The sequence below is a fragment of the Arthrobacter sp. Y3221087 genome, from assembly GCF_059089905.1.
Window position 1 is genome coordinate 1 of the sequence record NZ_JBNHFE010000010.1, and the last position, 25,849, is coordinate 25,849.

The following is a 25,849-nucleotide window of genomic DNA, read 5'->3' on the forward strand; positions in this document are numbered from 1 at the left end:
CGGAAGCTAAGACCCACAGCGCCGATGGTACTGCACCCGGGAGGGTGTGGGAGAGTAGGACACCGCCGGACAACACATCACGGTCGAGGCCCCAACCGCAGGTTGGGGCCTCCCGCATTTAAGCCTCCCGCATTTAAACAACCAACCGCATTTGGACCACCATGGGGATGGCTTTCATCCGGCAGAATGGGGCGAGTGAATGCCCGCAGAGCTGCCGTGAAATCGAGAATGTCGTCCCTGAAGCAGGTGCTCCGTACGCTGGTGGGCGTGATGGTCCTCCTCATCGGTCCAGCAATGTTTGTCCTTGGCCAGTACTTCATCAATATCGACGAAGAACTGGCCCTGACCGGGACGCAGACCACAGGCACCATTGTCGATTTCGACGACGTCAGCAAAGCATCGGATCGGGATATCGAGGTAGAGTTCATATCCCTTGACGGGGCCTACCACTACACCTGGGCACCGGTGGACCATGACCAGCACCCCGTTGTGGGGGAGGACGTCACGGTCATCTATAGAGAGCAGGATCCGGGCCATGCGATCGTCTCGGGTTACGAAAGCCAAGGCGTATGGCTCCGCGGCGCCGGCACCGTAGTTACGGGAATATTGGTGTTGATCGCTTTGCTCGTCGCAGTGCCGTTACTTTTGGGCAGGTTCAGGCACAGCAAACAAACCGAATCCCGTCAGGCCGGGTGAGCTGGTCCAGTGGGGTTCTCTGACACACGCGCCGACCGAATCAACAGCCAGACGGTCCGGGGGATCGGCCAGACGATGGCCAGGGCGAGTGCCGGCACCAGGAACAGGCCGACGTCGGGAAACTGCCGGATGACCACCAGCAGATGCGTATCGAACCTGGCCGGGGCATAGTCCAGGCTCAGCCACAGGACAAAGGCGTCGAGGGCCAGGGCGGCCACCACATAGGCGGCGGGAAAGCGCGCAGGTCCCTGCCGGAGCAGGAACCGCGCGCCCAGCCACAGGCTCAGTAGCTCCGCGAGCAGCAGTCCCAGGGCCACCGCCCAGCTGTACCGCTGGAGCCAGTCCTCGTGGATGACGGCCGGCACCGGTTCCTGGCCGTGGAGGATCCGGAGGATGTTCGTGTCGATGGCCTTCAACCGTGACGGTGCAGCGGCGTCGTTGGCATTGATGACCAGCGCGAGGCCCAGCCCCGAGGACGGGACCATGCCCAGGTAGGTGTGGCTGTTGCCCCACTCCCCCTGGTGCTCAAGGAGTCGGGGCAACGCCTCCTCGGGGACGGCCGGACCAGGGCCGGCGGACTCTACCAGCGGCCGGGTGAACCAGCCCATGGCGTACTCCTTCGAGCCTTCAACTTGCACGCGCGGCTCGAACATTGTCTCCACGCTCCCGGGCCGGAGGATCTCCGACGTACCGTAACGGCCGCCGTCGAGCAGGGCGATCAGCTCATGGCCCAGGTCCTCCGCGGAGGAGTACAGCGTGGACGAGGGCATCCCGGACGAGGGAGCGGGCACGTCCGTCTGGCGCCAGAAGGAGCCGAACCAGCGGGAGTATCCTGCGGCGGCGTTGCCGGCGCGGGCGGCGGCACGGGTGGGGTGGGTGTGCGCCATGTCCAGCGGCTCGAAAACGTGGTCCTCCAGGTACCGCCCGAACGGTTGCCCGGAGACCGTCTGTACCAGCAGGCCCAGGATGTTGTAGTTGGCGTTGGCGTAGTGGAATGCCTCGCCCGGCTTACGAGCTAAGGTGGCGTCAGCCAATGCCCGGACCTCTTCTTCCAGGGCCTCCGGGCCCTGGTCGAGGGAGGCTTCGAACGCGGTGTCCCTGGACGCCATGCCGCTGGCCTGGTGCAGCAGGTGCCGCACCGTGATGGACGGGGAACGGCTGTCGTCAAGCGTGAACCAGGGCAAGTAGGCCTGCACCGGCTCATCCAGCCGCAGCCGGCCGGCCTCCACCTGTTGCATCACCGCGATCGCGGTCAGTGACTTGCTGGTGGACGCGAGCAGGACCGGCGTCTGGACCGTCATGGGCCGTCCGGAATCATCGGCGCGGCCGAACGCAGCCGAGTGCACCTGCTTCCCGTCCTGCACGACGGCGACGGCGGCACCGGGGATTCCGAGGGCGTTGATCTGCTCCCGGAGGAAGGCATCGAGGGCGTCGTAGGTCTGCTCCTCGGTGGCGCGATCAACAGCGGGAGCCGAGGCGGCAGGGGAGGGGACGGCAGCAATGCAGGCAGCCAGCAAGCACAGCAGGAGGCAGCGTGACCACACCTCACGAGTCCGCATGCCTGCACCTGCACTTCGGCCGCTTTTCCCTTCACGGTAGGGCGGACAAAAGGCGAAGACAAGCATCGTCCGGTTCAGCGGATCCCCCAATTGTTAAGCCGAATAATTCAAGTGCGACAGGCAGGCTCAAGATCTGCTCAAGTGCTGCGCAATCTTCGGCGAGGAAAGCCGGAATGCGGAACTTCCGTGCAGCCGGACTAATAGGCTCAACCACGAATCATTTGTCGCGTTTAGCAGCAAGCCCGGCAATTGCGGGGCCTTTTCGGGCTCAGATAGCTGGGGAAATGATGTCCGAATACCAGGCCCTGAGGGGTCCTTACCAACCTGCGCCCAAACCGCCGCGCAAACCGCTCGCTTCCACAATCATTGTCGGAGTCCTTACCGCTCTTTTCGTGCTTTTGGGGTCGCTGAGCAGCGGACTTGGCGGTGCGCTGGTGTTCCTGGCCATCTCGGCCGGGCTCACAGGCCTGTACGTCCTTCTGACCGGACGCCGGTCCTGGGCGTGGCTGCCTGCAAAGCGGAAGGCGGGCGCCGTTGCACTCGCCACATCGTTCGCCCTCCTCGTCGCCGGCGGCGCAACCATGCCGCGGGTTTCCACCGCGGACCTGGAAGCGGCCGCCTCGGGAAGCACGGCGCCGGCCGCCACGGCCACGGGGAGGCCAACCACCACAGCCAGTGCGACGCCGTCGTCCGCCCCCACCGCGAAGGAGACAGGCGCACCGCTGGATCCCGAGACGCCGCACCTGGTGGCGCACGGCACCCCTGTCACCGCTCCGAAGGAGCAGCCCGCGTTCGCCACCCGGGCGGTCGACCTGCTGGCCACCCTTCCCATCAAGGGCAGGGCGCCGAAGACGGGGTACGACCGGGCGCTGTTCGGCCAGGCGTGGGCGGATGTGGACCGCAACGGCTGCGACACCCGCAACGACATGCTCAAGCGCGACCTCGCAGCTGTCAGCTACATGAACAGCGTCCCCTGCAAGGTGAAGTCGGGCATGCTCAACGATCCGTACACGGGCACGAGCATCAATTTCCTTCGCGGGCAGGCCACCAGCAGCGCCGTCCAGATCGACCATGTGGTGGCGCTCAGCGATGCGTGGCAGAAGGGCGCCCAGCAGCTGACCACGGAACAGCGGACTGCGTTCGCCAATGATCCGCTGAACCTGCAGGCGACGGACGGCCCCACCAACCAGAAAAAGGGCGACGGCGACGCCGCCACCTGGCTGCCGCCGAACAAGGGCTTTCGGTGCGAGTATGTCGCCCGGCAGATTTCCGTGAAGGCCACCTACGGGCTGTGGGTGACCCAGGCGGAGCACGACGCCATGGCCCGGATCCTGGCCGACTGCAGCGGACAGCTGGCGCCGACAAACGCGGAGCCTCCAGCTCCGTCGCCGGCACCGGTCGTGGCGGAGCCTGCACCCGCGCCTGTGGCACCGGCTCCCGCGGCCCCGGCTCCTGCTCCGGTTGCGCCCGCACCTGTCCCGGTTGCTCCGGCACCCGTGGCTCCGGCGCCCGTTCCTGCTGTGCCGGCTCCAGCGGCTGCCTACTACGCCAACTGCACGGCCGCCAGGGCTGCCGGCGCGGCTCCGCTCTACGCCGGGCAGGCCGGTTACCGCGCCGGGCTGGACCGCGACCTGGACGGCGTGGCCTGCGAGTAGCGCGCCTATTTGTCTTGGGGTTCCGCACGTCCCAACTGCATCAACATCACAACCATTCCTAGGGGGAAAAATGACCTTCAATCCACAGGCTCCGAGAGGAGCCATGAAGAAGACGCTGGCAGTTGTTGTGCTTGCCGGCCTGATGCTGACGGGCTGCGGCAGCAAGCAGGAGGCAACGGAACCGGCGTCGGCGGCAACTGCCGTGGCCACGGCTGCGGCAAAAGTCACCGTTCCCGGAGTCGTCGGCCTGACGCTCGATAAGGCGACGGAGCAGTTGGAAGACCTCGGATTTGAGGTTGAGGCCAAGGACGCGGTGGACGGCAAGTCGATCTTCAAGGAGAGCAACTGGCAGGTGATCTCCCAGGACCCGGCGGAAAATGCCCAGGCTGAAGAGGGCTCCACTGTGAAACTAGGGGTCAAATCCCTTGAGAAGATCGAGGCGGAAAAGGCCGCCGCCGAGAAGGCCGCCGCAGATAAGGCGGCCGCCGAGCTGGCTGCGGTTCAGAAAGCAGCAGCTGAAAAGGCTGCTGCGGACGCTGCTGCTGCCGCACAGGCCGCAGCGGAGCAGGCTGCACGGGACGCCGCAGCCCGCCAGGCCGTACCGGTACCGGCACCGGCACCTGCCGCTCCTGCTGCACCCGGCCCGGCGCCGGCTCCGGCGGCTCCCGCTGCACCGGCCCCCGCGGCACCCGCGGCGTCTGCTCCCTACTACCAGAACTGTGATGCGGTTCGAGCGGCGGGGGCAGCGCCGCTCTACGCTCATCAGCCTGGCTTCAGGCCTGCACTGGACCGCAACAACAACGGGGTGGCGTGCGAGTAGCGGTACCGTCTGCCGCCTGCATATCACCCATCTGAGCCTTGACCGGAGAACACCTTGACAAACACCCCTACGAATCTGTTGTCCCAGGACAACACACAACAACCGCAAAACAAGGTTTGCCGCAAGTGCAGTGTTCAGAACCTCACTACCGGTGGATTTTGTCCGAACTGCGGCACATCCTATGAAGTTCGTTCACGCTGGGCAAAGGTGAACAAACGTATGGCCCTGATTGCAGCAGCGGTCGTTATCGCGGTAATCGCCGGAGTCCTAATCACGCTCAACGTACAGCGCACAAACGAGATTCAGGCAGAACAGGCTGCAGCAGCGGCGGCGGCCGAGACGGAGAACAAGAGGCAAGCCGAGGCAAAACGGGCCGAAGCGGCAGCGGCAGCAGCTAAAAAATCAGCGGATGATGCGAAACGCACGCAGCGCAAGGCGATCATCGTCGCTATGGAAGAATCGATTAAGAAGGACGCTGAATCCCGTGTCACTGAAGGGGTTTTGGACGGGCCAATCACAAGGGCGTCATGTACACCTTTGGGCGGGGGATCATCAGACGACTTGACGGCCCTGACCGGAACGTTTAAATGCATCGCCGTGAACAAAACGGAACCGGATGGATCCTCCTCCGGCTACCGTTTCTCGGCAACCGTCAATTGGAACGACGCGAGTTACTCATGGCACTTAGGTAGCTAGAATCACGAATGCCGTGGATACCAGCAAAGGTATCCACGGCATTCGTCGTTAGAGCTCGTTCCGCACTACCGCTCCCTGCGCCACCACCACCCGCACCTGCTCCAGCGCCGAGGCACTGGCAAGCGGGTTGGCGTCGAGCACGATCACATCGCCCAGGCCTACTCCCCGGTAAGCGGCCGAAGTCCGGGATCCCAAACACAAGTTGATCCCGGAAAGGGCCCGCTTACCGCAGTGATCGGGGCTACCGCCTGCCAGGCTGGACTCCTAGGGTGGGAGCCATGGCTGATACTTTCGGGTCCCTGATCGAATCGTTCAAGAACATGGGCGTCGCCCGGGCCTACGGTGCCCCTGTCCAGCTCGGAGGGGAAGAGGTCATTCCGGTGGCCCTGGTGTCCTTCGGCTTCGGCGGCGGCGGGGAGGCCGGGCAGGAGGGCGCATCCGGCGGTGGGGGCGGCGGCATGGTGCTGCCGTTGGGCGTCTACCGGAATGTCGGCGGGCGGGTGGCGTTCCGGCCGAACACTGTGGTGGCCCTGGTCTGCCTGGTGCCGGTCATCACCGCACTGGGTGGCGCAGTCCGGAGGGCAATCCGCGCGGCCAAAGCGTAAGGGAGGGAGCACTCTCGAACCCCTCGAAAAGAGGGGAAAGGGCAGGGCAAGAAGGGGGTCTTTGTCCCTTGTTCGCCATGATGCCGGTTGGTAACTTTTCCATGACGGGCGCCCGGACGAGAGCGGCTTCGTCCGTACTGCAGGGATTTGCTGGGAATCCAGTTCCTTCCGCCCCACGCTATGGGCGGTCCAGTCATCCCTGTGTCCCATCCAGGAGACAAAATGTTCAGGCGCATTTTGACAATCCTCGCCGCCCTTTTCACCGCAGCCTTCCTCTTCGCAGGGGCCGGCGGACAGGCCACCATCCCAGCATCCGAGGGCGCAGCCGTCCCCACCACCTACCCCGACTGCCCGCTCGAACGCATCGGCACCCAGCTTGTGCGCTGCGACAATCTGACGGGGGCCGGAGTGGAGGGACCCTTCTGGATTCCGGAACAGAAGTAGACACCGGAAGGCGCTGCAGGGATCGTGTCCGTGGGCTGAATGGTGCTTGAAGCGCGGGGATCCAGCGTGAAGGATACCGTCATGGCGACTTTCACCGGATCCGATGACCTGCAAGGTGCCGAGTTCCTGGATGTGGACCTGCGCGGGGCCCGCTTTGTACGGTCCAGCCTGTCCGGCGCGGTGATGCGCGGGGCGGACGTGGACCGGGTGGACATCGACTCTCCCTGGCTCCTGGAAGGCGGCGGCTCCCTGCTGGTAAACGGCGTGGACGTTGCCCCGTTTGTCGAGGCCGAACTGAACCGCCGCTTCCCCGGACGGGAACTGCGGCACGCCACGGACCCGGAGGGACTGCGCGAGGCGTGGGCGGAGGTGGAGCGGACGTGGTCCGCCACTTTGCAGCGGGTCGAGGAGATGCCGCCCGGCACCGTTGACGTGAACGTCGACGGCGAGTGGTCTTTCGCGCAGACGCTGCGGCACCTGGTCATGGCTACCGACAAGTGGCTCCGCGGCGCCGTGCTCGGGTATGGGCAGCCCTACCACCCGGCGGGCCAGCCGAACACCGAGTACGAGACGGACGGCCTGGACATGTCCGTCTTCTCGCCAACCCCGCCGCCCTATGAGGAAGTGCTCGAGGTCCGCGCCGGCCGCGTCGCCATGGTCCGGGACTACCTGGCCGGCGTCACGCCGGAGGATCTGGGCAGCAAGCGAAAAAACCCGGACGATCCCGGCTACGAGGAAACCGTCCTCTCGTGCCTGCACACCATCCTCCAGGAGGAATGGGAGCACCACCGTTTCGCCGTCCGCGACCTGGACGCCACGGCGGCCGGGAACAGCCAGAAGAAAGAGGGGGCCCATGAAAACCAGTGAGCTGCTGCTGGATGCGTTCGGCAGGATCCGGGAGACCGTGGAAGCCGCGTTGGAAGGGCTCGACGGCGGTTCCCTCACCGAGCGCCCGTCCGGCACCGGGAACTCCATCGCCTGGCTCATTTGGCACCTCGGCCGGGTGGAGGACGCGCAGGTCGCTGAGGCGGCCGGGCTGGAGCAGGTCTGGACGGGGCAGGGGTTCGTGAAGCGGTTTGGCTTACGGCTGCCGGAGCGGGACACCGGCTACGGCCACTCGAGCGAGCAGGTGGACGCGGTGCAGGCGGAACCGGCTCTGCTGCTCGAGTACTACGACGCCGTGCACCGGCAGACCAAGGGCTTTCTCGAAGGACTCCGCGACGAGGACCTGGACCGGATCGTGGATAGGCGCTGGGATCCGCCCGTCACGCTCGGCGTCCGGTTGGTCAGCACACTGGCCGACTGCCTGCAGCACGTGGGCCAGGCGGCCTATGCCAAGGGGCTCCACCAGCCCCGGTAGGCTGGCGGCATTTACGAACAGCAACCAAACCAGGAGGCCCGGATGGCAGTGGTACGGCGTTTTGACCATATCGGCATCACCGTCGCCGACCTGCAAAAAGTGACGGACTTCTTCGTGGGGCTGGGCCTCGAAGTGGAGGGCGGGCCGATGGAACTGGAAGGCGAGTTCCTGGACACGGTGTGCGGCATCCCCAACTCCCGCACTGAGATCGTCATGCTGCGGCCGCCCGGCGGCGGGACCGGGCTGGAGCTCGGGAGGTTCATCCGGCCCGACCACCAGCCCGGCTCGCCCAACGCGATGGCTAACGAGCTGGGCCTGCGCAACGTCTCCTTCGAGGTGGAGGACCTCAGGGGGACGGTGGACCGGCTGGCCGCGGAAGGTTACGGGCTGGTGGGCGGCATCGGCGAGTACCAGAACACGTGGCTCATGGCCTATGTGCGTGGCCCGGAGGGCCTGATCGTCTCCCTCGCACAACGGATCGGCTGAAGAACTACCCCTGGACCCCGTACGCCTTCGGCAGCTTCAGCCCGCGTTCCGCCATGAGGGTGCGCAGCCGCGTGGGGTAGTCGGTGATGATGCCGTCCACGCCCAAGTCCATCAGGCGCTCCATGTCAGCGAGGGTATTCACGGTCCACGGGATGACGGGCAGGCCCAGCTGGTGCGCCTCGGCGATCATCTCGGGGGTGACCGAACGGAACGTGGGGGAGACGACGTCGTACCCCTGCGCGGCTGCCGCCTTGGGAAGCGAGCCGTCGTAGTCGTCGATGTCAATGCCGCCCAGATTGCGGCTGGCGCCGGGCTGGCCCACACCCATCCAGGCGTCGCCGCTGGAGAGTGCCACCAGCGGCAGCCCGGGCGCGAGTTCCTTGGTGAGGTTCAATGAGGACCAGTCGAAGGACTGCAGGGTGGTGCGGTCGGCCATGCCGGAGGCCTGGATCTCGGCCACCACGGCGCGGGTGAGGGACTCCATGCCGGCGCCGCCCACCTGGCTGCTCTCCACCTTGGTCTCCACGTTGAAGCGGACCTTCCCGGCGTCGGCGTCGCGGACCAGCTGGTAGACATCCTTGAGTTCGGCGATCCGGTTGCCCTCGATGACCTCCTGCTCCGGGTAGCCGGCCAGCTGCACGTAGCCGCAGTTCAGGGTCTGGAGCTGTGCCAGGGACAGCTCGGCCACCCGGTCGCCTACGTACGGGAACTCGGGGTCGCCGGCGGTGGCGGGTGCGGTGTCCATGCACTTGGCGGCCTGGATGGTGTCGTCGTGCCAGACGATCACTTTGCCGTCCTGGGTCAGGTGCGTGTCCAGCTCAAGGGTGGTCGCGCCGAGCGCCAGCGAGTTGGCGAACGCGGCCAGGGATTCCTCGGTCCATTCACCGCGGCCGCCGCGGTGGCTCTGCAGGTCGAATGAGCCGTTGCGTTCGTTCACCTTCAGTGCGGAGGTGGCGGTGCCGGCAGCGTTCGACGACGGCGTGCCGGCCTCAGCGTCGGGGGCGGCGACGGCGGGGCCCGCCAGGGCGGCGATCAGCGCGGCGGCTGCCGCAGCGGTCAGGACTGTACGCATGGGTGGTTTCCTCCAGCAAGAAACGGGGCGGCCTGAAGGGCCGTTGACCCGTCCACGCTAGGGAGGGCAGGTTGCGCGCTTGGTCCCCGGAGTTGGAGAGAAAGTTAACGCAGGATGGTTGCCTGGAGACCTCAGCTGCTACCCGAGAATCAAGGCCACCCAATGCCCATATCGCTGCCGGCAAAAGCCGGGAGTCCGCGCTTGGCGCTGCAGACCGCGCATTTGGTGCTGTATTCCGTCTCCCGGACCCACTGGTGGAACGCTTCCAGCCTGTACTCGTACCGGAACCCAATTTTCTGGAGTTCATTCAGGGCCCGGCTCGCCGTCTCCCATGAGCTCCAGCGGCCCACCACACGGCACTTGTCCCTGATGACGTTGCACCCGCCATCCCCAAGTTCTGCGGTGCGGTCTTTTACGGCTGTGCGGCTCACTGCTGCCGTGCACTGCCTTGTACTCCTCTACCGTCGCCACGGTTCCTCATTTCCTCATCTGAGCCATTGCCGGTCCGGCCCCGCAAGCGGAGGACCGGACGCACTTCTAAAAGGATGGCAACTGTTCCCAACCACCTGTAGGGCAGAAAGTCCCGTTATAAGCGGACGCAACATGGCGCGTGATCCTAGACAGGGCCAGGGCTCAGCTGGAGAAGTCAGCGCCCATGCTTAGACTCTCCGGAAAAGCCCGTGGAACGCTAGGTTGTGCTGCGCTTCCTGAGCCTCGACTTCAGGATGATGGCCGTGAGCCAAGTGACGATGCTGCAGGGGGCGGCGCCCCAAAGGATGTCAGTAATGACGACGACGGCCGTGAAGTCCTTGAGCACGGCGAACCCGGTCAGCCAGTTCCGAAGGCTGGTGTTCATGCGGCTCCTTGGCTCGGCGTGGTGGGCGCACCATTGATGACGGGTGCGTCTGACTCTGCGTTCGGAGCAGCCGGAGAGGTCGGCAGATGGCTCTGCTCGTAGCGGCCTACGCCCGCGGCAGCCCGAGGTAGCGCGGCACCATTTCCGCTTGACGCGGTAGGAGGCTCCGAAGAGTCCGGCCAGCGTGGCCTCTTCGTCCACGACAACGGGGTGTTCCACCAGCAGTTCGGCCGGCATTGTCACCAGGACCCAGGACGAGCCGGCCAGAGTTCCCGCGCCCAGTTCGATGAGCAACCAGCCCACGTACATGGGATGGCGGGTGAACGCGTACGGGCCGGTGGTGACCAGTTCCTCCGGCCGTTCGAGCGCGAAGGGGCCCGGCGAGCGGCGCCGCCGTTCGGCCAGCGCCCAGATATTAAGTCCGAAGCCGGCCACCACCAGTGTGGCCCCTGCTGCCCGGTGCAGGGCCCGCCGTCCGGGCAGCGGCATGGGGCGGAGCCGGGCAAGGAGCAGGTCCGCGGCCATTGCGGTTACGACGGGGAACGGCAGTGGCAGGTTGTCGTAGGTCGCCTTGACCCGGCGGGCCAGGGAGCTGATGGCATGTCCGGCCACGATCAGGAGGTTTCCGCGGCGAAACCCGCCAGGAGCAGGGCGCTGTTGGCCGGCCGGCCGATAGGCGGCAGGTCCCCGATTTGGACGGGCGCGTCTCGGGTGCTCATGGGGATCAGGGTACCGTCAGAACAGAGGCTGGGAACTCAGACGTCTTATGGCTGGCGGGCATGTTGACGGGTCAAAGGAGTATCCCGGAAACCCGCCCCAGGCCACGGAAAGCCTCAGGTACTGCACGAGGGTGATGCCTGGTCGTCCAGCGACGCCGGATAGCAGCGGATCGCCGCTGCTATCCGGTAATCGTATGTCATGGGTGCCTCCGCTGATGTTTGCCTTGTGGAGTTCATCCGGTGCAAAGGGAAAGCTCCACCCTTCCAGGTCCTCTGGACCGGTCTCCAGGGAAGCAAACTCCCATTCGAGGGAATCAACGCCGGGCAGATAGAGCGGATCCGGGTAGTCAGGTCCGGGCGGCATGGACGATACGGGCGTGTTGGAAGTGCCGTAGTAGGAGAGGCCAATGGAAGGCAGATCTCCGAGCAGCGATACTGCACCTATTTCCGTCATGCAGGCCCTAAGAGCAGAGGGAAGAGGGCCCATGGAGGCTTCTGCATTCCGGAGCCGGCCCGCTACATCGGGCGGGGATGGTTCGATAAGGGATGTTGTGCCTGACGCCGGCTGAAACCCCCAAGCCAGGAGAAGGTCGATAATGCGCTCGATTTGCACGGCAGCCCTTCGCATCGTCACTGATGCGACCTCGTTCACTTCTTCCCGCTGCGCCGCGGGAACGGGTCCGCGCCGGTGGATCTCATCCCAGACGCCAGCCCACTCGCCATCGTTGTATCGTGCGACGAGGGATGCCATGCACCAAAGGCTACTTGACCCTGTGCAAACCCTCGGATGCCTGGGACGTGGTGGACGGGACCAATTGCGTGCTTCCGGACGGCAGCAACTGCAGCTTTCGATGCCGGGCAATACAAGCCGGCTCCCGCTCCGAAGACTTGGTGGGCAGTGTGCCGCGCAGTTCCAGGGGAGGGTCCGATCGTATGAAGGACGCAGACCGTAAGGCGCTCATTATCCTGCTGGTTGCAGTGGTGGTGGGGGTGCTCGTCGCCGTTGCGGGGAGCCAGGGCGGCGCCACGGTGGGCGGCTTTCCCCTTTTCGCCTTGGGGGTGGCGGCCGCGTTCCTGGTCCAGTGGCTGGCGTTCATCCCGGCGTTCAAGGCCCAGACCGAGACGTACTACGACCTCACCGGCGCCCTGACCTACATTTCCATCACTGTCCTGCTGGTCCTGCTGACCCCCGGCGTGGATGCCCGGGCGCTCGCCGGCTTTGTGGTCTGGGCCGCCGGCTTCGGTATCGAGATTGTTGCCGACAACCAGAAGCGGCGCTTCAAAGCGGACCCGGCCAACGAGGGGAAGTTCATCTCCACCGGCCTGTGGTCCAGGTCCCGCCATCCCAACTACTTCGGCGAGATTGTTCTCTGGATCGGCGTGCTGATCATCGCCGTTCCCGTGCTGCAGGGCTGGCAGTGGGTGGCCCTGCTGTCTCCGGTGTTTGTCGCGTTCCTGCTCATCAAGGGCAGCGGCATCCCGCCGCTGGAGAAGAAGGCGGACAAGAAGTGGGGCGGCCAGTCGGATTACGAGGCCTACAAGAAGAACACCCCGGTGCTGCTCCCGGCAGTCCGATAGTCCGGCGCCCCGGCACAGATCCTTTTCTGCCGTATGAGCCAGCCTCTGGCCCCGGCCCCGCCGCATGGGTACGGTGGCCGCATGCAGAAGATATCGATTGAGGCTCTGGCCCGCCAGCAGCTCGAGGCAGCCGTGGCGGTCTCCAGCGGGCGGGCATCGGACACAGTGTTCGGCGGCCACGAAAAGAGGCTGCGGCAGACCGTCATGGCCTTCCGCGCCGGCACCCAGCTGAGCGAACACCAGAACCCCGGCGAGGCCACGGTCTACGTAATCAAGGGATCCGTGTGGCTCAAGTCGGGCGGCGAGGCCTGGCAGGGCAAGGCCGGGGACCTGCTGATCGTCCCGGACGGCCTGCACAGCCTGGAGGCCGAGGAGGATTCGGCGGTGCTGTTCACGGTGGTCAAGACGGACAGGTGACAACAGTACGACGGCGGCGCCGGCCTTTCGCTTACCCCGTCACCGCTGCCGGGACCTTGTTGAGCCCAGGAGCGGGCTGATCCAGGGGGCCGCCTCATGAACAGCAAAACCCCATCCATTCAGGGTGAATACCAGCCAAAAGCGCTTAGCATCAGGGAAAAGCAGTAGGCACTTGTTCAGGATCCGTCGACGGATACTGGTCCGCGGCCGTCGCAGGGACGGCCCGCTCGCTTCAGGGAGGAGGCCCGGGGAATGGAGAAGGAGACTATTCACTGGCTTGGACGACTTGAAGGATGCAGCGGGTTTGCGGTTGAAGGCAGAAGCTTCGTCAATGCTCTCCGGCAGGCCGGTTACCACGTTCAAGAAACTTCGGTTTCCTCCCGCCCGGACATGGGTGCAGGACAAGGCACTGAGCCGCTTCACCGGTCAGGGCCCGGGCTGACCATCGTGCACCTGCCCTGGCATGACTACGGGTGGGAGAACCTGACCGGGCAAGTGGTGTGGCGGGCGATGTTCGAAACCGCTTCGGTGCCCGCTGAATGGCTTCCGCGCCTGGCAGAAGTGGACGAAGTATGGGTCCCGTCCCGCTTCAATGCCGGGACTTTCGCTGACGCCGGTGTGGATCCGGACAAGCTCAAAGTCGTCCCCGAATTCGTGGATAAGAATTGGTTGCAGCCGGCGGTCCGCGCTTATGACGGCCAGGGTAAATTCAAATTCCTTTCCGTCTTCCGGTGGCAACAACGCAAGGGATGGGATGTCCTTCTGCAGGCGTACCTGGAAGAGTTCAGGGCCGCCGATGATGTTGAACTCCTGTTGCGGGTGGACCCCTTTGGCCCCGGTACCGCCGACGTTCCTGCAGCCATAGCCGAAGTGGTCCGGAAAGTCAGGCCGCACCGCACCCCGACGGTGCGGCTGCTGCCGTTTCCGCTCTCGCAGACAGGGATGCAGAAGCTGTACGCCTCGGTGCACGCCTTCGTGTTGCCCACCCGGGGGGAGTCCTGGGGGCGGCCGTTCATGGAAGCTATGGCCTCGGGCCTGATCACCATCGGTACAGCCTGGGGCGGCCATCTTGATTTCATGAACGCCAACAACGCCCTCCTCATCGACTGCGAGCTTGTGCCCGTCCCGGAGTCGGCAGCGCTGGAGTGGCCATTCTTCCGCGGCCAGGTGTGGGCCGAACCGTCCGTAGCGAGCATCGGGTACTGCTTGCGGCGGGCGTACGAGGGAGGCCCAGCCATCGAACGCCTCCGGCAGAACGCGGCGGCTGCGATCAGGGAGCAGATTGTTCACGGCCAGGCTCAGGAGGCCCTGCTCAAGGAGGTGCGGAGGTTGCTGAAGAATGGCTAGCACATGCGCGTAGTGCCAAAGATGCGCGCGGTGCGCCGATTCGGTAAGGCAGGCGCCACAAAAGTTAGGCTTTGAACTTGCGGGTAAGGGGTACGGACACCCCATGCATGCAGGATCAGAACGAACAGGGGCTTGATTTGGCAGGGAATGCAACCTTCCGGCACAGCAACACCGCACTGCTTTCGGTGTGCAGTGTCGAGGCTCCGAGGATCGTGAGCTCCACGGAATTCGACCGCCGGTTGGCGCCCACCCTGCAACGGTTGAAGTTCCCGCCCCGTCTGCTTGAGCGGGTTGCCGGTGTCACGCACCGCCGCTGGTGGGCGGCAGGGACATCGTTCGATGATGCTGCCGCCGAAGCGGGCGCCAAGGCCTTGGCCGAGGCCGGCATCGAACCGTCCCAGGTCGGCCTGCTGATCAACACCTCGGTGACGCGGCGCAACCTGGAACCGTCCGTCGCCGTGAAGATCCACCACCGGCTCGGCCTGCCGTCGTCGGCCATGAACTTCGACCTCGCCAACGCCTGCCTCGGGTTCGTGAACGGGCTGACGTTGGCGGCAAGCATGATTGATTCCGGCCAGATCAAGTACGCGATGATCGTCAATGCCGAGGATGCCCAGGCGACGCAGGAGGCCACGCTGGCCCGCCTCGAGCGGCCGGAGACCACGCGCGAGGACTTCAGCCGCGAGTTCGCCACCCTCACTCTGGGTTCCGGAGCTGCCGCCGCCGTCCTGGGCCCCGCGGACCGGCACCATGGTGGGCACCGGATCGTCGGCGGCGTCATGCGCGCGGGTACGGAACACCATGAGCTGTGCGTGGGCGGCGTTGACGGCATGGCCACGGACACGAAAGGCCTGCTCGACGGCGGCCTGCGGCTCGTCGTCGACGCCTGGCACGAGGCGCGGCCTGAGTGGGACTGGGCCGCCATGGACCGGTACGTCACGCACCAGGTGAGCAATGCCTACACCCAGGCGATTATCGAGGCCATCAACCTGGATCCTGCCAAGGTCCCCCTCACGTTCCCGCACTGGGGCAACGTGGGCCCCGCTTCCCTCCCCATGACCCTCGCCGCCGAAGCGCAGTCCCTTGAAGCGGGGGACCGCGTCCTCTGCATGGGCGTCGGATCCGGGCTCAACACGGCCATGATGGAAATCGTTTGGTGACCGCCACCTGGCCCGGCGTCGATCCGGAATGGCCGCGCGAGATCGAGGTCCCCTCCACCTCCGGCGCCGACGCGCCGGGCACGGTGCGCCGCTGGCACCTGCTGGACAACGGCGCCCAGCTCGCCCGCCGGGGCCTGGTCCCCGCCGGTACATTGCTGTGCGTGCACGGCAATCCCACGTGGTCGTATCTGTGGCGAACACTGCTGGCAGCAGGGGCGCATCCGGACCACCCTTGGCGTGTTGTGGCGGTTGACCAGCTGGACATGGGCTACTCGGAGCGCACCGGCACCTTCCGGCGGCTGGCGGACCGCATCAATGACCTGGGCGACCTTACGGACGCCCTCGGCCTGGAGGGGCCCGTTGTGACCGTGGGCCACGACTGGGGCGGCGTGATCAGCCTGGGCTGGGCCCTGGCGCACCAGGAGCAGCTGGCCGGGGTGGTGCTGACCAACACCGCTGTCCACCAGCCGGCCGGTGCGGCGATCCCGCTGGCGCTGCGCCTTGCCCTGCACCCCGCCGTACATAAGTGGGGAACGACGACGTCGGACGTGTTCCTGCGCGTGACGCACTCGCTGGCCCACCCTCCGCTGCCCGCCGGCGTCCGCGAGGCCTACATGGCCCCCTACCGTGGAGCCCGGCGCCGGGCCGGGGTGGGGAACTTCGTGGCGGACATCCCCGTGGACGCCTCGCACCCGAGCTTCGCCGCGCTGGACCGCGTGGCGGAAGGTTTACGCGGGTTGAACGTCCCGGCGCTGATGCTCTGGGGCCCGCGGGATCCCATCTTTTCGGACCGGTACCTCAAGGACCTCATCGGCCGGCTTCCGCACGCGAAGGTGCACCGCTTCGAAGGCGCCGGGCATCTTGTGGCGGAGGACCGGAACATTGCTGCTCCGGTTTTCCAGTGGCTTGCCGGCAACGTTGGTGCCGGCAAAAGCGCATCCCCGGAAGCCGAAGCCACATCCGCCGGGGGTGAGGGGCCGGACGCCGTCCAGCCGTCGCCGTCGGAATTCCGGCCCCTGTGGGACCTGCTCGGCGAGCAGGCGGCAGGGCCTGCGGGAGACGATACCGCCGTCGTGGAAATGGCGCCGGGCGGTACGGTGGCCCGCTCGCTTAGCTGGCGGCAGCTGGACCGTAACATCCTGGACCTTGCCGCCGGGCTCATGGAAGCCGGAGTGGACAGCGGCAGCCGGGTGAGCCTGATGGTTCCCCCCGGGGTGGACCTGACCGTCACCCTGTACGCCTGCCTGCGGCTGGGCGCCGTGGTGGTGGTGGCCGACGCCGGGCTGGGAACCAAGGGCCTGAGCCGCGCCGTGAAAGGCGCTACCCCGGACTTCCTGGTAGGAATCGACAAAGCGCTCGCCGCAGCCTCGGTGCTCGGCTGGCCCGGCAGGCGGATCAGCGTGCGGGACCTCCCGGCCGCCAGCCGCCGTGTTCTGGGAGTGAAGGCCTCCCTCGAGGCCCTTGCCCGTTCCGGTGCCGGCCACGGTCTGGAGCTGGCGGCCAGCGTGAATCCGGATGCCCCGGCCGCCGTACTCTTCACATCCGGGTCCACCGGCCCAGCCAAAGGTGTGCTCTATACACACCGGAAGCTGGCCGCGATGCGGGACACCGTGGCCGCAACCTTCGGGATCCGTTCCGGTGCCCGGCTGGTGGCCGGCTTCGCACCCTTCGCCCTGCTGGGTCCGGCGCTGGGAGCAGTGTCGGTGACGCCGGCCATGGACGTCACGGCGCCCCGCACCCTGACGGCGGGCGCGCTGGCCGACGCCGCCGCGGCAATTGACGCCACAGTGGTCTTCGCTTCGCCGGCCGCGTTGCGCAATGTCCTGGCCACCCGGGACGGCGTGAGCGCCGCAGGGTACAAAGCGCTGGAAGGTGTTGAGTTGCTGCTGTCTGCGGGCGCGCCCGTCCCGGAACCCCTCCTGGCCGAAGTTCAGCGGCTGCTGCCCCGGGCCTCGCTGCGTACGCCGTACGGGATGACCGAGGCGCTGCCGGTTACGGACATCAGCCTCGAACAGATTCACGCCGCCGACGCCGATGCTGCCTCCGGAAGCATGGCGGGGGCAGGCAACGGCGTATGTGTAGGGTGGCCGGTGCACGGCGCCCGGCTGGCCGTTGTCCCGCTGGCGGTGGATGGGACGGCGCCGGGGTCCAATGCCGTGACGAAACCTGGTGTGACGGGTGAGATCCTGGTCAGCGCCGCGCACGTCAAGGAAGCGTACGACAGGCTCTGGCAGACCGAGCAGGAGAGTTCCAGCCTGCCCGGATGGCACCGTACCGGCGACGTGGGGCATTTCGACGCCGCGGGCCGGCTCTGGGTGGAGGGCCGTCTGGCCCACGTCGTCACTGCCCCCGGCGCCGTAGTGACGCCCGTGGGCGCCGAACAGGCCATCGAACGCCACGACGGCGTCCGGCTTGCGGCGATTACCGGCGTCGGACCGGCGGGCACCCAGGCCGTGGTCGCCGTCGTCGAGACCATCCCGCCAGCGCGGAAAGCAGGTCCTGCTGCGCCTCAGCTTGCCGGGGATGTCCGCAGGGCCGCGCTTGCGGCCGGCGTCCAGGTCTCCGCCGTGCTCGAGGTTCCCGCGCAGCCCACCGACATCCGGCACAACGCCAAGATCGACAGGACACGCCTGTCCCGCTGGGCTTCGCGGGTGCTGGCCGGCGGCCGGCCCGGGAAGCCATGAGGGTCCTCGTCACCGGGGCCAGCGGGTTGCTCGGGGGAGAAGTGGCCCGGCTGCTGGTGCGCCAGGGCCATGACGTGGCCACCTTCCAGCGCCGCCCGTCAGGGATCGACGGCGCCACGGACTTCTGCGGGTCCGTCACGGATGCTGAAGCGCTCCGGCGGGCAGTCGAAGGCGCCGAAGGAATCATCCACCTGGCCGCGAAGGTTTCCTTTACGGGCCGTGCCGCGGAGTTTGACGAGGTGAACGTCGACGGGACCCGGCGCCTGCTTCAGTGCGCCAGCGCGGCCGGGGCGCGGGATGTGGTGTTTGTGTCCTCCCCGTCCGTGGCCTATTCGGGCGCCGCCATTGCCGGGCTTGGCGCGGAGCCGGCTGACCCGCAGCATGCGCACGGCCACTACTCTCGTACCAAGGCGCAGGCGGAGCTGCTGGCACTGGCAGCCGACGCTCCGGACTTCCGGGTCGCGGCGGTGCGCCCCCACATCGTCTGGGGTCCCGGCGATACCCAACTGGTGGAACGGGTCCTGGCCCGGGCCAGCCGCCGTCGAATGCCGCTGCTCGACGCCGGCGCCGCCCTGATCGACACCACCTACGTGGACAATGCCGCCGCGGCCATCGTCGCCGCGCTGCGCCGCATGGACCACGCCCACGGCAGGGCCCTGGTGGTGACCAACGGGGAGCCCCGCCCGGTGGGCGAGCTGCTGGCAGGAATCTGTGCGGCGGGAGGCGTCCCCGCGCCGTCGTGGTCTGTGCCCGCCAAAGTGGCGCGGGCGGCGGGAGCGGTGGTGGAGAAGGCCTGGACCTGGGCCGGGCGGGATGAGGAGCCGCCGATGACCAGGTTCCTCGCCGAACAACTCTCCACCGCCCACTGGTTCGACCAGCGCGAGACCCGGGAACTCCTCGACTGGACACCTGAAGTCTCTCTTGACGAGGGACTTGCCAGGCTGGCCGAACACTATGGTTTCCGGCCGACCGCGAGGCCGCTTGTGCCGGCGGACCGCCGTCGTAATGTACGACGGCGGCACCAGCTTTAGCGGGCCCCTACTGCTGCGCTGGGCCCAGGGGATCGGGACTGACCGGCTGGTCGTTGGCCGTCAGGTCGATGCCGAAGTCCTTGGCGAAGACCAGCCGGGTGGACTTGTAGATCCCGGTGTGGTTCTCGTCGAGCTCGAAGACGCGGGCGCCGCGGAGCCGGTTCCGGTCGGCACCGGGCAGACCGTACGCCCCGAAGCCGGTACCCGGGCCGTAGCCGAGTTCCACACCGTAGTAGTTGCCCACGTAGGTGTTGACGTGGTCGTGGCCCACAAAGTAGCCGCGCACGTCCCCGCGCTCCAGAAAAGCGTTGAACAGGCCGGAGTTGAACGGGCCCGGGCACTCGTCCTCGTTCCGCTCACCCACGATGTTGTGCTTCTTCACGGCGCGCTGGTGGTCGGCGTCCGTCCGGGAGTCCAGGCTTGCGAACCACATGTTGCGGTGCTCGTGCAAGGCGATGTGGCCCCACATCAGGGACGGAATCTTCCGGCCGTACTTCTGCTCGGTGGCGATGGAGAGGTTCCGGTACCAGGTCACCTGGTCCATCCGTACCCAGTCCCAGTCCGGGTAGCCCTCGAAGTCCTGCCCGTTGATGCTATCCGGGGCGTAACGGCCGGTGTCAATGAGCCACAGTCCGAAGGCGGGATCCTTGGACTTGGAGGACTGCACCAGCAGCAACGAGTTGGAGGTGCCGGTGACTCCTTCTGTGGCGTTGCCGTTGACGTTGTACTCGTAGCTCTGCAGGAACTGCAGCATCCTGGCTTCGGTCATGCCGGTCTTCGCCGCGGAGTCTTCGTCGTGGTTGCCGAACGTGACGGCCCAGGGGATTTTCCGGCTTTCCATCGGCTTCACCACCTGGTTCAGCGCCTGCTTGACGTGTAGCTCGGTGTCGCAGCCGCCGTTGATGACATCCCCGTTGATCACCACGAAGTCCGGCTGTTCCGCGTCAAGCGTGCGGTCCATGAGCTCGATGGTGCGGCGGTCGGTCTGCTCGTCGTCCTGGGTGTCGTTGAACTGGACCACTTTGAACCGGCCGTCGGGCCGGAACGCGAGGGTGGGCTTGGGTGCCTTGGCCCCCGGGGCGGCGGTGGCTCCGGTGCCCGCGGCCACCGCGGCACCCAAGGCACCGAGGGCGCCGGCGGTGGCCAGGGCTGCCCTCCGGCTGAACGTGTGCTGGTCAATCTTGATGGTCATCGCTGCCTCTTCCGCGTCATGCGCGGCGGGAATCCCGCCGCCGTCCCAGCGACTCTAGGAAGCCACGGGAACCGGTTCCCAAACGCAGGGTGAACAGCTGCGGCTATGTGCGCAAAGGAGACACGGAACCGCCGCGGTCCATTTCCCACCCGGACGACGGCGGCGGCTGGCGGCTTCAGTCGATGGCCTCGATGCCCTGCCGCTTCAGTTCCTCCAGATGGTTCAGCATGTGCTGCAGCACCTCGGGGGAGTGCGGCTGCCAGTCCGTGACTTCGTCGAGCACGCGGAGGGGGTCGCGGGTGCGGTAGGACCGGGTGGGATTGCCGGGGAACTTCTTGTCAGTCAGGTTGGGGTCGTTCTCGAACGGGCCGGTGGGTTCCACCCGGTAGATCCTGCCGGTTCCGTCACCTGCGCTGAGCTCGGCGCCCCAGGTGGCCGCGTCCAGGGTGGCCGTGAAGTAAATGTGGTTCGCGGTCTTCCGTCCCCCGTAGTTGGGGAGGCGTAGCCCGGAACCAGCAGATCCCCGGGCTGCAGGTCGGCTTTGGTGCCGTGGAAGAAAGGTCCTGCATCGTTGGGGTTGGCCGTGTTGTTCTTTACTTCAGTACGGCGGGTTCCGGAATCAGGAAGTCCTGATGACGTGCTGATGATCCCGCGGCCGACGGCGTGCGTTGCCGCCTGGGTCCGGGAGTTCACGCCGAGCTTGTCGAATATGTTGCTCACGTGGCGCTGGACGGTTCGCTCGCTGAGGAACAACTCCGCGCCAATTGCCCGGTTGGTCAGGCCCTGCACGATCAACCGGAGCACTTCGACCTCGCGGGGAGAGAGGCCGGGCTGCGATGGAAGGTCGGGGTGCAGGAGCATGCCCTCGACCACCAGCAGGTCGGGACGGGCGCCGAGACGGGTGAAGACCTGGCGCGCCGCTTCGAGCTCAAGGTTCGCCGCCTCATCGTCCCCCACACCCCGGTACGCGGTGGCCAGGAGCACGCAGCACCGCGCCGTCTCGTAGGGGATGTCAAGGTCCCGCCACAGTCCGGCGGCCCGTCGTAGCTCGGGAAGCGCCTTCTGCCACTCCTCGTTGGCAAGAGCCAGTTCGCCAAGGGCGCGCGCATGGGCGGCGCGCACGCTGTCGGAAGCGAAATGCTCCGCGAGGCTGCCCAGCTCGGCTGCAGCGGCCGCGGCTTCCCTCGCATCCTTTGCCGAGAGGAGGACGGTCACTGCCGCAGGCAGCAGCTCCACGCGAGCACTCGGCCCCACGGACTCGCCGAGCGAACGCCGGATTCCTGCTGCTGCGGCGGGCACGTCACCAAGGGAGAGTCTGAGCAGGGCGAGCCCTGGCTGCGTGGGGCCTCCGGCGAATGCCGCCGCCCGGTAGGCTGCCTCTGCCCCGGGGACGTCACCCAAAAGCCGGAGCGATTCACCGAGCTCGTAGCGTGCATGGCCAATCAGGCGAATGCCTGCTCCCTCGGCCAGGCTCCGGCACGCCTCTTCCAGTTGGGCGAGGGCAGCCGCCCACTGGCCTGCGAGGCGGAGGTGGACGGCCCGGTAGGTCAGGCAGTTGCCGTAGAAGGGCCCGCCGAACGGAGGTACCGAATCCAGCCACTGCCCGAGGGCAGCGCTCCATTCCCGAACCCGGGAGACATCGCGGGCCTCTATCTGGCAGGTGCCGATCGCTGCGCAGAACAGCAGGCTCGTGACCCGTGGCGTCGTCTCGCCCGCCAGTACGCGGAGCATCGCATCGTCGAGCCAGTCCAGCCCGTCCGCGAGGCGGCCCGACTGGACCAGGGCACGGCCGGTGAGGAGCGTCGAAAAAGCGAGCTGGTCGCCGTCGTGCACCTTTGAAGCCCTCTCGCGGGCGCGGGCGAGGAGCATGACAGCCTCGTCATAGGCACCCGCGGCGATCCGGCCGTACGCCGTGGTGATGAGCAGCCAGCCGGGCTCTTCGCCGGCGTCGTCCGGGCCGAGCTCGCGTGCCCGTGCCATCCAGCCGTTGGCCTGGGCGAACTCGCTGTTAAGGTTGTAGGCCTCCCACAGCCAGAAAGCGGAGGCGAGCGCGGGACGCACCTGGCCGTTCGCGGCCCGCACCTCGAAGGCATGCACCAGTGCGGCAATCGCCTCGTCGCGCAGGCCTGCGATTTGTGCACACTCGGCAAAGCACTCGACATCATCGACCTCAAGGCCCGCGAGCCCGCCGGCGGCGCGGAACTCGTCGCATGCCTGCCGCCACGCGAACGCCGCGTGGAACGCACGGGCCCGCGCGAGGTGATTTGCGTCGTCGGCCACGTCAACCTCCTGATCACTACTATGCATCGTTGGACTGGGCATAACTACCCAGTGGCGGATGCCGAAGTTGGCGGGACCTGCCGATGTCTGCGCGGCGCGCCGGCGGGATCCTGAAGGTGATCCGCATGGTGCGGGTCACTTGGTTCAGGAGGCCATCATGTACGAGCCGTTTGTCTACTTGAGCACTTATACCGTGCGCGCCGGGCACCTCGATGAAGCTCTGGAGGCTTGCCGCGAGGTGGCCCGCCTCGTGGAAAGCCGTGAGCCCAGGATGCTCGTGTTCCAGTTCTTCGCCGATGAACCTGGCCGGCAGATCACCTGCCTTCAGGTCCATGCCGAACCGGAATCCATGGCCAACCACATGGCGGTGATCAGCGAACACCTGGCACAGTCCGGGACGTGGCTCGAGTCGTTCAGCAACGCGATGACCCTGGGTCAGCCCCCGGCGGTCGTGACGCAGTGGTATCGGGAGGCGGGGGAGGACCTGGCCCAGTTCCCGCGGCACGTGGCGGGGCTCATCAGGGTCGGGTCGCCTGTTGGATGAACTGAGCCGGATATGAGTCCAACTCCGCGAAGGTCCGCAAGCCCGGCACCGCCGTCGTACGCTGAATTTCAAGGGTGACGGGGAAGCAGTGCTCTCGTGAAGTGGGCCTACGCCTGGTCCTGGTAGCGGCATAGTCCTCACCGCATGACCAAGGACGGGGAACGGACGGCCCTCGTTGCGTTTCTGGCTCAGGCTGTGCTCGCCGGCGGAAACGCCGTTGGCATTCGCTTCAGCACCCGCCGGGTGCCGGAAGTGCGCTGCCGCCGTCGTACGCTGAAACCCAAATGGTGACGGACGGGGAGGCAGAGTGGCGGAAACGACGGCGGCGACGCAGCTGGACGAAGTGCTGGCCGAGCTGGCCGGGCTCGAGGACGCGAAGATGCGCGAGGTGAACGAGCGGCACGGTGATGACCACGGCGTGAATCTCAGCCAGCTCCGCGCGGTGGCCAAGCGGCTGAAGAAGCAGCAGGACCTCGCGGTCCGGCTGTGGGGGACCGGCGATACCGCGGCGCGGCTGCTGGCGCTGCTCATCTGCAAACCCAAGGCGTTCGGACGTGACGAACTGGACGCGATGCTGAGGGAGGCGCGCGCCCCCAAGGTGCACGACTGGCTGGTGAACTACGTGGTGAAGAAAAGCCCGCACGCCGAGGAACTGCGCGCCGCCTGGCTGGCCGACCCGGACCCGGTGGTGGCCAGCGCGGGCTGGGCGCTGACCTCTGACCGGGTGGTGAAGAAGCCCGGGGGCCTGGACATGCCGGGCCTGCTGGACACCATCGAGGCGGAGATGAAGGACGCCCCGGACCGGCTGCAGTGGGCGATGAACACGTGCCTGGCGCAGGTCGGGATCGAGCACGCGGAGCACCGTGAGCGTGCGCTCGGCATCGGGGAGCGCCTGGAGGTGCTCAAGGACTACCCGACGCCGGCGGGCTGCACGTCGCCGTTCGCGCCGGCATGGATCGGGGAGATGGTGCGGCGGAAGGGGGAGTAGGGGCCGGTTCAGGCGAGTGAGTGCAGGAACGCCGCAGCGTCCGCGGCCACCCTCTCCGGGTGCTCCCACAGGACCAGGTGCCCGGCGTCGGGATAGACCTTCAGCACGGCGCGCGGAATCCGGGACGCGAGAATCTCCTGGTCCTGCAACGGCAGCAGGTCATCCCTGCTGCCGTAGATGATCAGCGTTGACGCCCGGACGGCGCCGGCTTCGGTGGGCGGGGCAGCGGACGTCAGCCCGGCCAGGATCTTCTTCCACGCGTGGGCAGGCATCCGGACGCCGTCGCGCACCCGGTCCTCCAGGTACCAGCCGGGAACGGGCTGGTGCAGCGTGAACCAGGAGAGTGACCCCCGGACCCAGTCCTCATCGATGGGGTCGGCCAGCAGGTCCACCTCGTCGGCGAAAGCCGGCCGGCCCTGCAGGCTCAGCGGCGACCCCACCAGGACCAGCGCGGCCACCCGCCCGGGATGCGCCGCGGCCAGCTGCTGCGCAACGTAGCCGCCGCTGGAGGACCCGAGGACGAACGCCCTCTCCACCTCCACGGCATCCAGGATCGCCGCCGCGTCATCGGCCTGCTCCGCCAGCGAGTAGCCGTCCTCCGGTTTGTCAGCATCGCCCTGGCCGCGGAGGTCCGGCGCATAGACCCGGAAGCCGGCCAGACCGGGCAGCAGGCGTTCGAAGCAGCGGCCGGATTCGCCCCATGCGTGCAGCAGGAGCAGCGGCTTCGCCTCCGCGTCGCCCTGGATCAGGCACGGCACCGTGACGCCGGTGCGCAGGTACAGGGAACGGACCTCGGGTTCCATGGCATCAGGGTACGCCTGGTGATGCGGCCCGGCGCTTGCGGCGGGCGGCTTCAGGCACGACGGCGGCTCCTCCATGAAATTCACACCACAAATCTACTCATGGGTAGAAAAACGATACTCGAGCTCTTACTAAGTTCGAGGTCAACGCTCTTTCCGAGAAACATCCACGGCTCTCATGGGTGCCCCTCGGGGAGCAGGGAGACGATCATAAATTGGGTGACGTACTGGGCGAATCTTGGCAGTGACCAGCCCCGCTTCAACACGAGCAGTTCGTAGAGCTCCGCCGAGCTGCAAACCCAGAGTATGTCGGTCGCCTCACCCAGGGAGACGCCCTCGCGGAGGTAACCGCGGTCTTTAAGGTACCGGGCGTGGTGGCGCATCCGTTTGAGGCGCTCGCTCTCGATGTCTTCGAGCAGGCTTGCCATCTCCTGATCGCTAACGGCGGCAGAACGCATCCAAAGTCGGATCGGGGTGACCAGGGAAGCCACCTCGGCAGTCAGGGCCCCCCAGTTCCGCATGACCGTCGTCGGGTCGCTCTCACGTTCCCGCATCTCGTCAGATCGAGCGTACGCAGGGACGGGTCCGGCCCCAGCAAGCCCACGCTCGTAGAGGGCGCGCACCAGCCCCGCCTTCCCGCCGAACGCCTTGTAGACAGTCTCGACCGAAACACCTGCCTCGGAGGCGATGGCTGCTAGCGTTGCGCCCGCGTACCCGCGCTCACCAAACTGCCGCTCGGCGGCCTGGAGGATGGCATCCCTGTTTCGCCGTGCCTGCTCTAATCGTCCGCTGGAGTCGTAGCGGCGCTTACTCTTGACGTTTCCCAATATTCGTTCCATGCTTGAGTATCAGATACAGAT

The 25,849-nt window shown here is 66.7% G+C and carries 25 protein-coding genes and 2 pseudogenes; 17 read left to right on the forward strand and 10 right to left on the reverse strand.

From position 1 onward, the window contains the following. Positions 1-195 precede the first annotated feature (195 nt). On the forward strand, positions 196-696 hold the full coding sequence (locus AC5RUO_RS18655) for a DUF3592 domain-containing protein (protein WP_494104298.1): 501 nt from the start codon (positions 196-198) through the stop codon (positions 694-696). On the opposite strand, the gene AC5RUO_RS18660 is transcribed toward AC5RUO_RS18655, so the two are convergent. Beyond that, positions 684-2,255 (reverse strand): serine hydrolase domain-containing protein, encoded by a 1,572-nt coding sequence (locus AC5RUO_RS18660; RefSeq protein ID WP_494012082.1) that lies wholly within the window; start codon positions 2,253-2,255, stop codon positions 684-686. The genes AC5RUO_RS18655 and AC5RUO_RS18660 overlap by 13 nt on opposite strands. 392 nt (positions 2,256-2,647) lie before the next feature. On the opposite strand from AC5RUO_RS18660, the gene AC5RUO_RS18665 reads away from it, so the two are divergent. From AC5RUO_RS18665 to AC5RUO_RS18675, 3 genes are all read left to right on the forward strand, one after another. Beyond that, a complete protein-coding gene (locus tag AC5RUO_RS18665) occupies positions 2,648-3,910 on the forward strand; it encodes a GmrSD restriction endonuclease domain-containing protein (RefSeq protein WP_494012081.1) in 1,263 nt (420 codons plus the stop codon). Between the two features lie 70 nt (positions 3,911-3,980). Further along, entirely contained in the window at positions 3,981-4,730 is a 750-nt protein-coding gene (locus tag AC5RUO_RS18670; RefSeq protein ID WP_494104299.1) for an excalibur calcium-binding domain-containing protein, read from the forward strand. 54 nt (positions 4,731-4,784) lie between these two features. Then, complete coding sequence (locus tag AC5RUO_RS18675) at positions 4,785-5,426, forward strand: hypothetical protein (RefSeq protein ID WP_494012079.1); 642 nt, start codon at positions 4,785-4,787, stop codon at positions 5,424-5,426. Between the two features lie 48 nt (positions 5,427-5,474). On the opposite strand, the gene AC5RUO_RS18680 is transcribed toward AC5RUO_RS18675, so the two are convergent. Further along, a complete protein-coding gene (locus AC5RUO_RS18680) occupies positions 5,475-5,621 on the reverse strand; it encodes a hypothetical protein (RefSeq protein ID WP_494012078.1) in 147 nt (48 codons plus the stop codon). Positions 5,622-5,704: 83 nt separating this feature from the next. Here AC5RUO_RS18680 and AC5RUO_RS18685 point away from each other — a divergent pair, with 83 nt between their 5' ends. From AC5RUO_RS18685 to AC5RUO_RS18705, 5 genes are all read left to right on the forward strand, one after another. After that, positions 5,705-6,031, forward strand: coding sequence for a hypothetical protein (locus AC5RUO_RS18685; protein ID WP_494012077.1), 327 nt, complete (start codon positions 5,705-5,707; stop codon positions 6,029-6,031). 222 nt (positions 6,032-6,253) lie between these two features. Further along, positions 6,254-6,475: a hypothetical protein gene (locus AC5RUO_RS18690; protein WP_494104300.1), complete on the forward strand. Its 222-nt coding sequence runs from the start codon at positions 6,254-6,256 to the stop codon at positions 6,473-6,475. 81 nt (positions 6,476-6,556) lie between these two features. Continuing rightward, entirely contained in the window at positions 6,557-7,342 is a 786-nt protein-coding gene (locus tag AC5RUO_RS18695) for a DinB family protein (RefSeq protein WP_494104301.1), read from the forward strand. Next, on the forward strand, positions 7,329-7,835 hold the full coding sequence (locus tag AC5RUO_RS18700) for a mycothiol transferase (protein WP_494012074.1): 507 nt from the start codon (positions 7,329-7,331) through the stop codon (positions 7,833-7,835). The genes AC5RUO_RS18695 and AC5RUO_RS18700 overlap by 14 nt, the downstream gene beginning before the upstream one ends. A gap of 42 nt (positions 7,836-7,877) precedes the next feature. After that, entirely contained in the window at positions 7,878-8,321 is a 444-nt protein-coding gene (locus AC5RUO_RS18705) for a VOC family protein (protein WP_494052502.1), read from the forward strand. Positions 8,322-8,325: 4 nt separating this feature from the next. On the opposite strand, the gene AC5RUO_RS18710 is transcribed toward AC5RUO_RS18705, so the two are convergent. The 3 genes from AC5RUO_RS18710 to AC5RUO_RS18720 all read right to left on the reverse strand — a co-directional run bounded on the left by AC5RUO_RS18710 (position 8,326) and on the right by AC5RUO_RS18720 (position 11,719). Then, positions 8,326-9,393, reverse strand: a complete 1,068-nt coding sequence (locus AC5RUO_RS18710) for a glycerophosphodiester phosphodiesterase family protein (RefSeq protein ID WP_494012072.1) — start codon at positions 9,391-9,393, stop codon at positions 8,326-8,328. Positions 9,394-10,081: 688 nt separating this feature from the next. Further along, positions 10,082-10,861 carry a methyltransferase family protein gene (locus AC5RUO_RS18715; protein ID WP_494104302.1) on the reverse strand — a complete coding sequence of 260 codons (780 nt, stop codon included), beginning with the start codon at positions 10,859-10,861 and terminating at the stop codon, positions 10,082-10,084. Positions 10,862-10,984: 123 nt separating this feature from the next. Further along, complete coding sequence (locus tag AC5RUO_RS18720; RefSeq protein ID WP_494104303.1) at positions 10,985-11,719, reverse strand: hypothetical protein; 735 nt, start codon at positions 11,717-11,719, stop codon at positions 10,985-10,987. A gap of 182 nt (positions 11,720-11,901) precedes the next feature. Between AC5RUO_RS18720 and AC5RUO_RS18725 the strand changes: the two genes are divergently transcribed. From AC5RUO_RS18725 to AC5RUO_RS18750, 6 genes are all read left to right on the forward strand, one after another. Then, positions 11,902-12,546 carry a DUF1295 domain-containing protein gene (locus tag AC5RUO_RS18725; RefSeq protein WP_494104304.1) on the forward strand — a complete coding sequence of 215 codons (645 nt, stop codon included), beginning with the start codon at positions 11,902-11,904 and terminating at the stop codon, positions 12,544-12,546. Between the two features lie 81 nt (positions 12,547-12,627). Then, on the forward strand, positions 12,628-12,963 hold the full coding sequence (locus AC5RUO_RS18730; protein ID WP_494104305.1) for a cupin domain-containing protein: 336 nt from the start codon (positions 12,628-12,630) through the stop codon (positions 12,961-12,963). Positions 12,964-13,353: 390 nt separating this feature from the next. Next, positions 13,354-14,310 carry a glycosyltransferase family 4 protein gene (locus AC5RUO_RS18735; RefSeq protein WP_494104306.1) on the forward strand — a complete coding sequence of 319 codons (957 nt, stop codon included), beginning with the start codon at positions 13,354-13,356 and terminating at the stop codon, positions 14,308-14,310. A gap of 107 nt (positions 14,311-14,417) precedes the next feature. Beyond that, positions 14,418-15,470 (forward strand): 3-oxoacyl-ACP synthase III, encoded by a 1,053-nt coding sequence (locus AC5RUO_RS18740; RefSeq protein ID WP_494104307.1) that lies wholly within the window; start codon positions 14,418-14,420, stop codon positions 15,468-15,470. Beyond that, complete coding sequence (locus tag AC5RUO_RS18745) at positions 15,464-18,154, forward strand: alpha/beta fold hydrolase (protein ID WP_494104308.1); 2,691 nt, start codon at positions 15,464-15,466, stop codon at positions 18,152-18,154. The genes AC5RUO_RS18740 and AC5RUO_RS18745 overlap by 7 nt, the downstream gene beginning before the upstream one ends. After that, positions 18,151-19,185, forward strand: coding sequence for an NAD-dependent epimerase/dehydratase family protein (locus tag AC5RUO_RS18750; RefSeq protein ID WP_494104309.1), 1,035 nt, complete (start codon positions 18,151-18,153; stop codon positions 19,183-19,185). Before AC5RUO_RS18745 ends, AC5RUO_RS18750 begins: the two co-directional genes overlap by 4 nt. Before the next feature lie 7 nt (positions 19,186-19,192). Here AC5RUO_RS18750 and AC5RUO_RS18755 read toward each other — a convergent pair whose 3' ends face one another. The 3 genes and pseudogenes from AC5RUO_RS18755 to AC5RUO_RS18765 all read right to left on the reverse strand — a co-directional run. Continuing rightward, positions 19,193-20,377: a metallophosphoesterase family protein gene (locus AC5RUO_RS18755; protein WP_494104310.1), complete on the reverse strand. Its 1,185-nt coding sequence runs from the start codon at positions 20,375-20,377 to the stop codon at positions 19,193-19,195. Between the two features lie 175 nt (positions 20,378-20,552). Next, positions 20,553-20,911, reverse strand: a pseudogene (gene arr, locus AC5RUO_RS18760) (NAD(+)--rifampin ADP-ribosyltransferase). 138 nt (positions 20,912-21,049) lie between these two features. Next, positions 21,050-22,699 (reverse strand): annotated as a pseudogene (locus AC5RUO_RS18765) (LuxR C-terminal-related transcriptional regulator); the annotation flags it as partial. A gap of 115 nt (positions 22,700-22,814) precedes the next feature. Between AC5RUO_RS18765 and AC5RUO_RS18770 the strand changes: the two are divergent. Together AC5RUO_RS18770 and AC5RUO_RS18775 are read left to right on the forward strand one after the other, a co-directional pair. After that, positions 22,815-23,201, forward strand: coding sequence for a hypothetical protein (locus AC5RUO_RS18770; protein WP_494104311.1), 387 nt, complete (start codon positions 22,815-22,817; stop codon positions 23,199-23,201). Positions 23,202-23,508: 307 nt separating this feature from the next. Beyond that, the gene (locus tag AC5RUO_RS18775; protein WP_494104312.1) at positions 23,509-24,189 is read left to right on the forward strand and encodes a DNA alkylation repair protein; all 681 of its coding nucleotides are present in this window, start codon (positions 23,509-23,511) and stop codon (positions 24,187-24,189) included. Positions 24,190-24,197: 8 nt separating this feature from the next. Here AC5RUO_RS18775 and AC5RUO_RS18780 read toward each other — a convergent pair whose 3' ends face one another. Both AC5RUO_RS18780 and AC5RUO_RS18785 read right to left on the reverse strand, forming a co-directional pair. Continuing rightward, the gene (locus tag AC5RUO_RS18780; protein ID WP_494104370.1) at positions 24,198-25,067 is read right to left on the reverse strand and encodes an alpha/beta fold hydrolase; all 870 of its coding nucleotides are present in this window, start codon (positions 25,065-25,067) and stop codon (positions 24,198-24,200) included. Between the two features lie 98 nt (positions 25,068-25,165). Further along, positions 25,166-25,816, reverse strand: a complete 651-nt coding sequence (locus AC5RUO_RS18785; protein WP_494104313.1) for a TetR/AcrR family transcriptional regulator — start codon at positions 25,814-25,816, stop codon at positions 25,166-25,168. Positions 25,817-25,849: the final 33 nt, after the last annotated feature.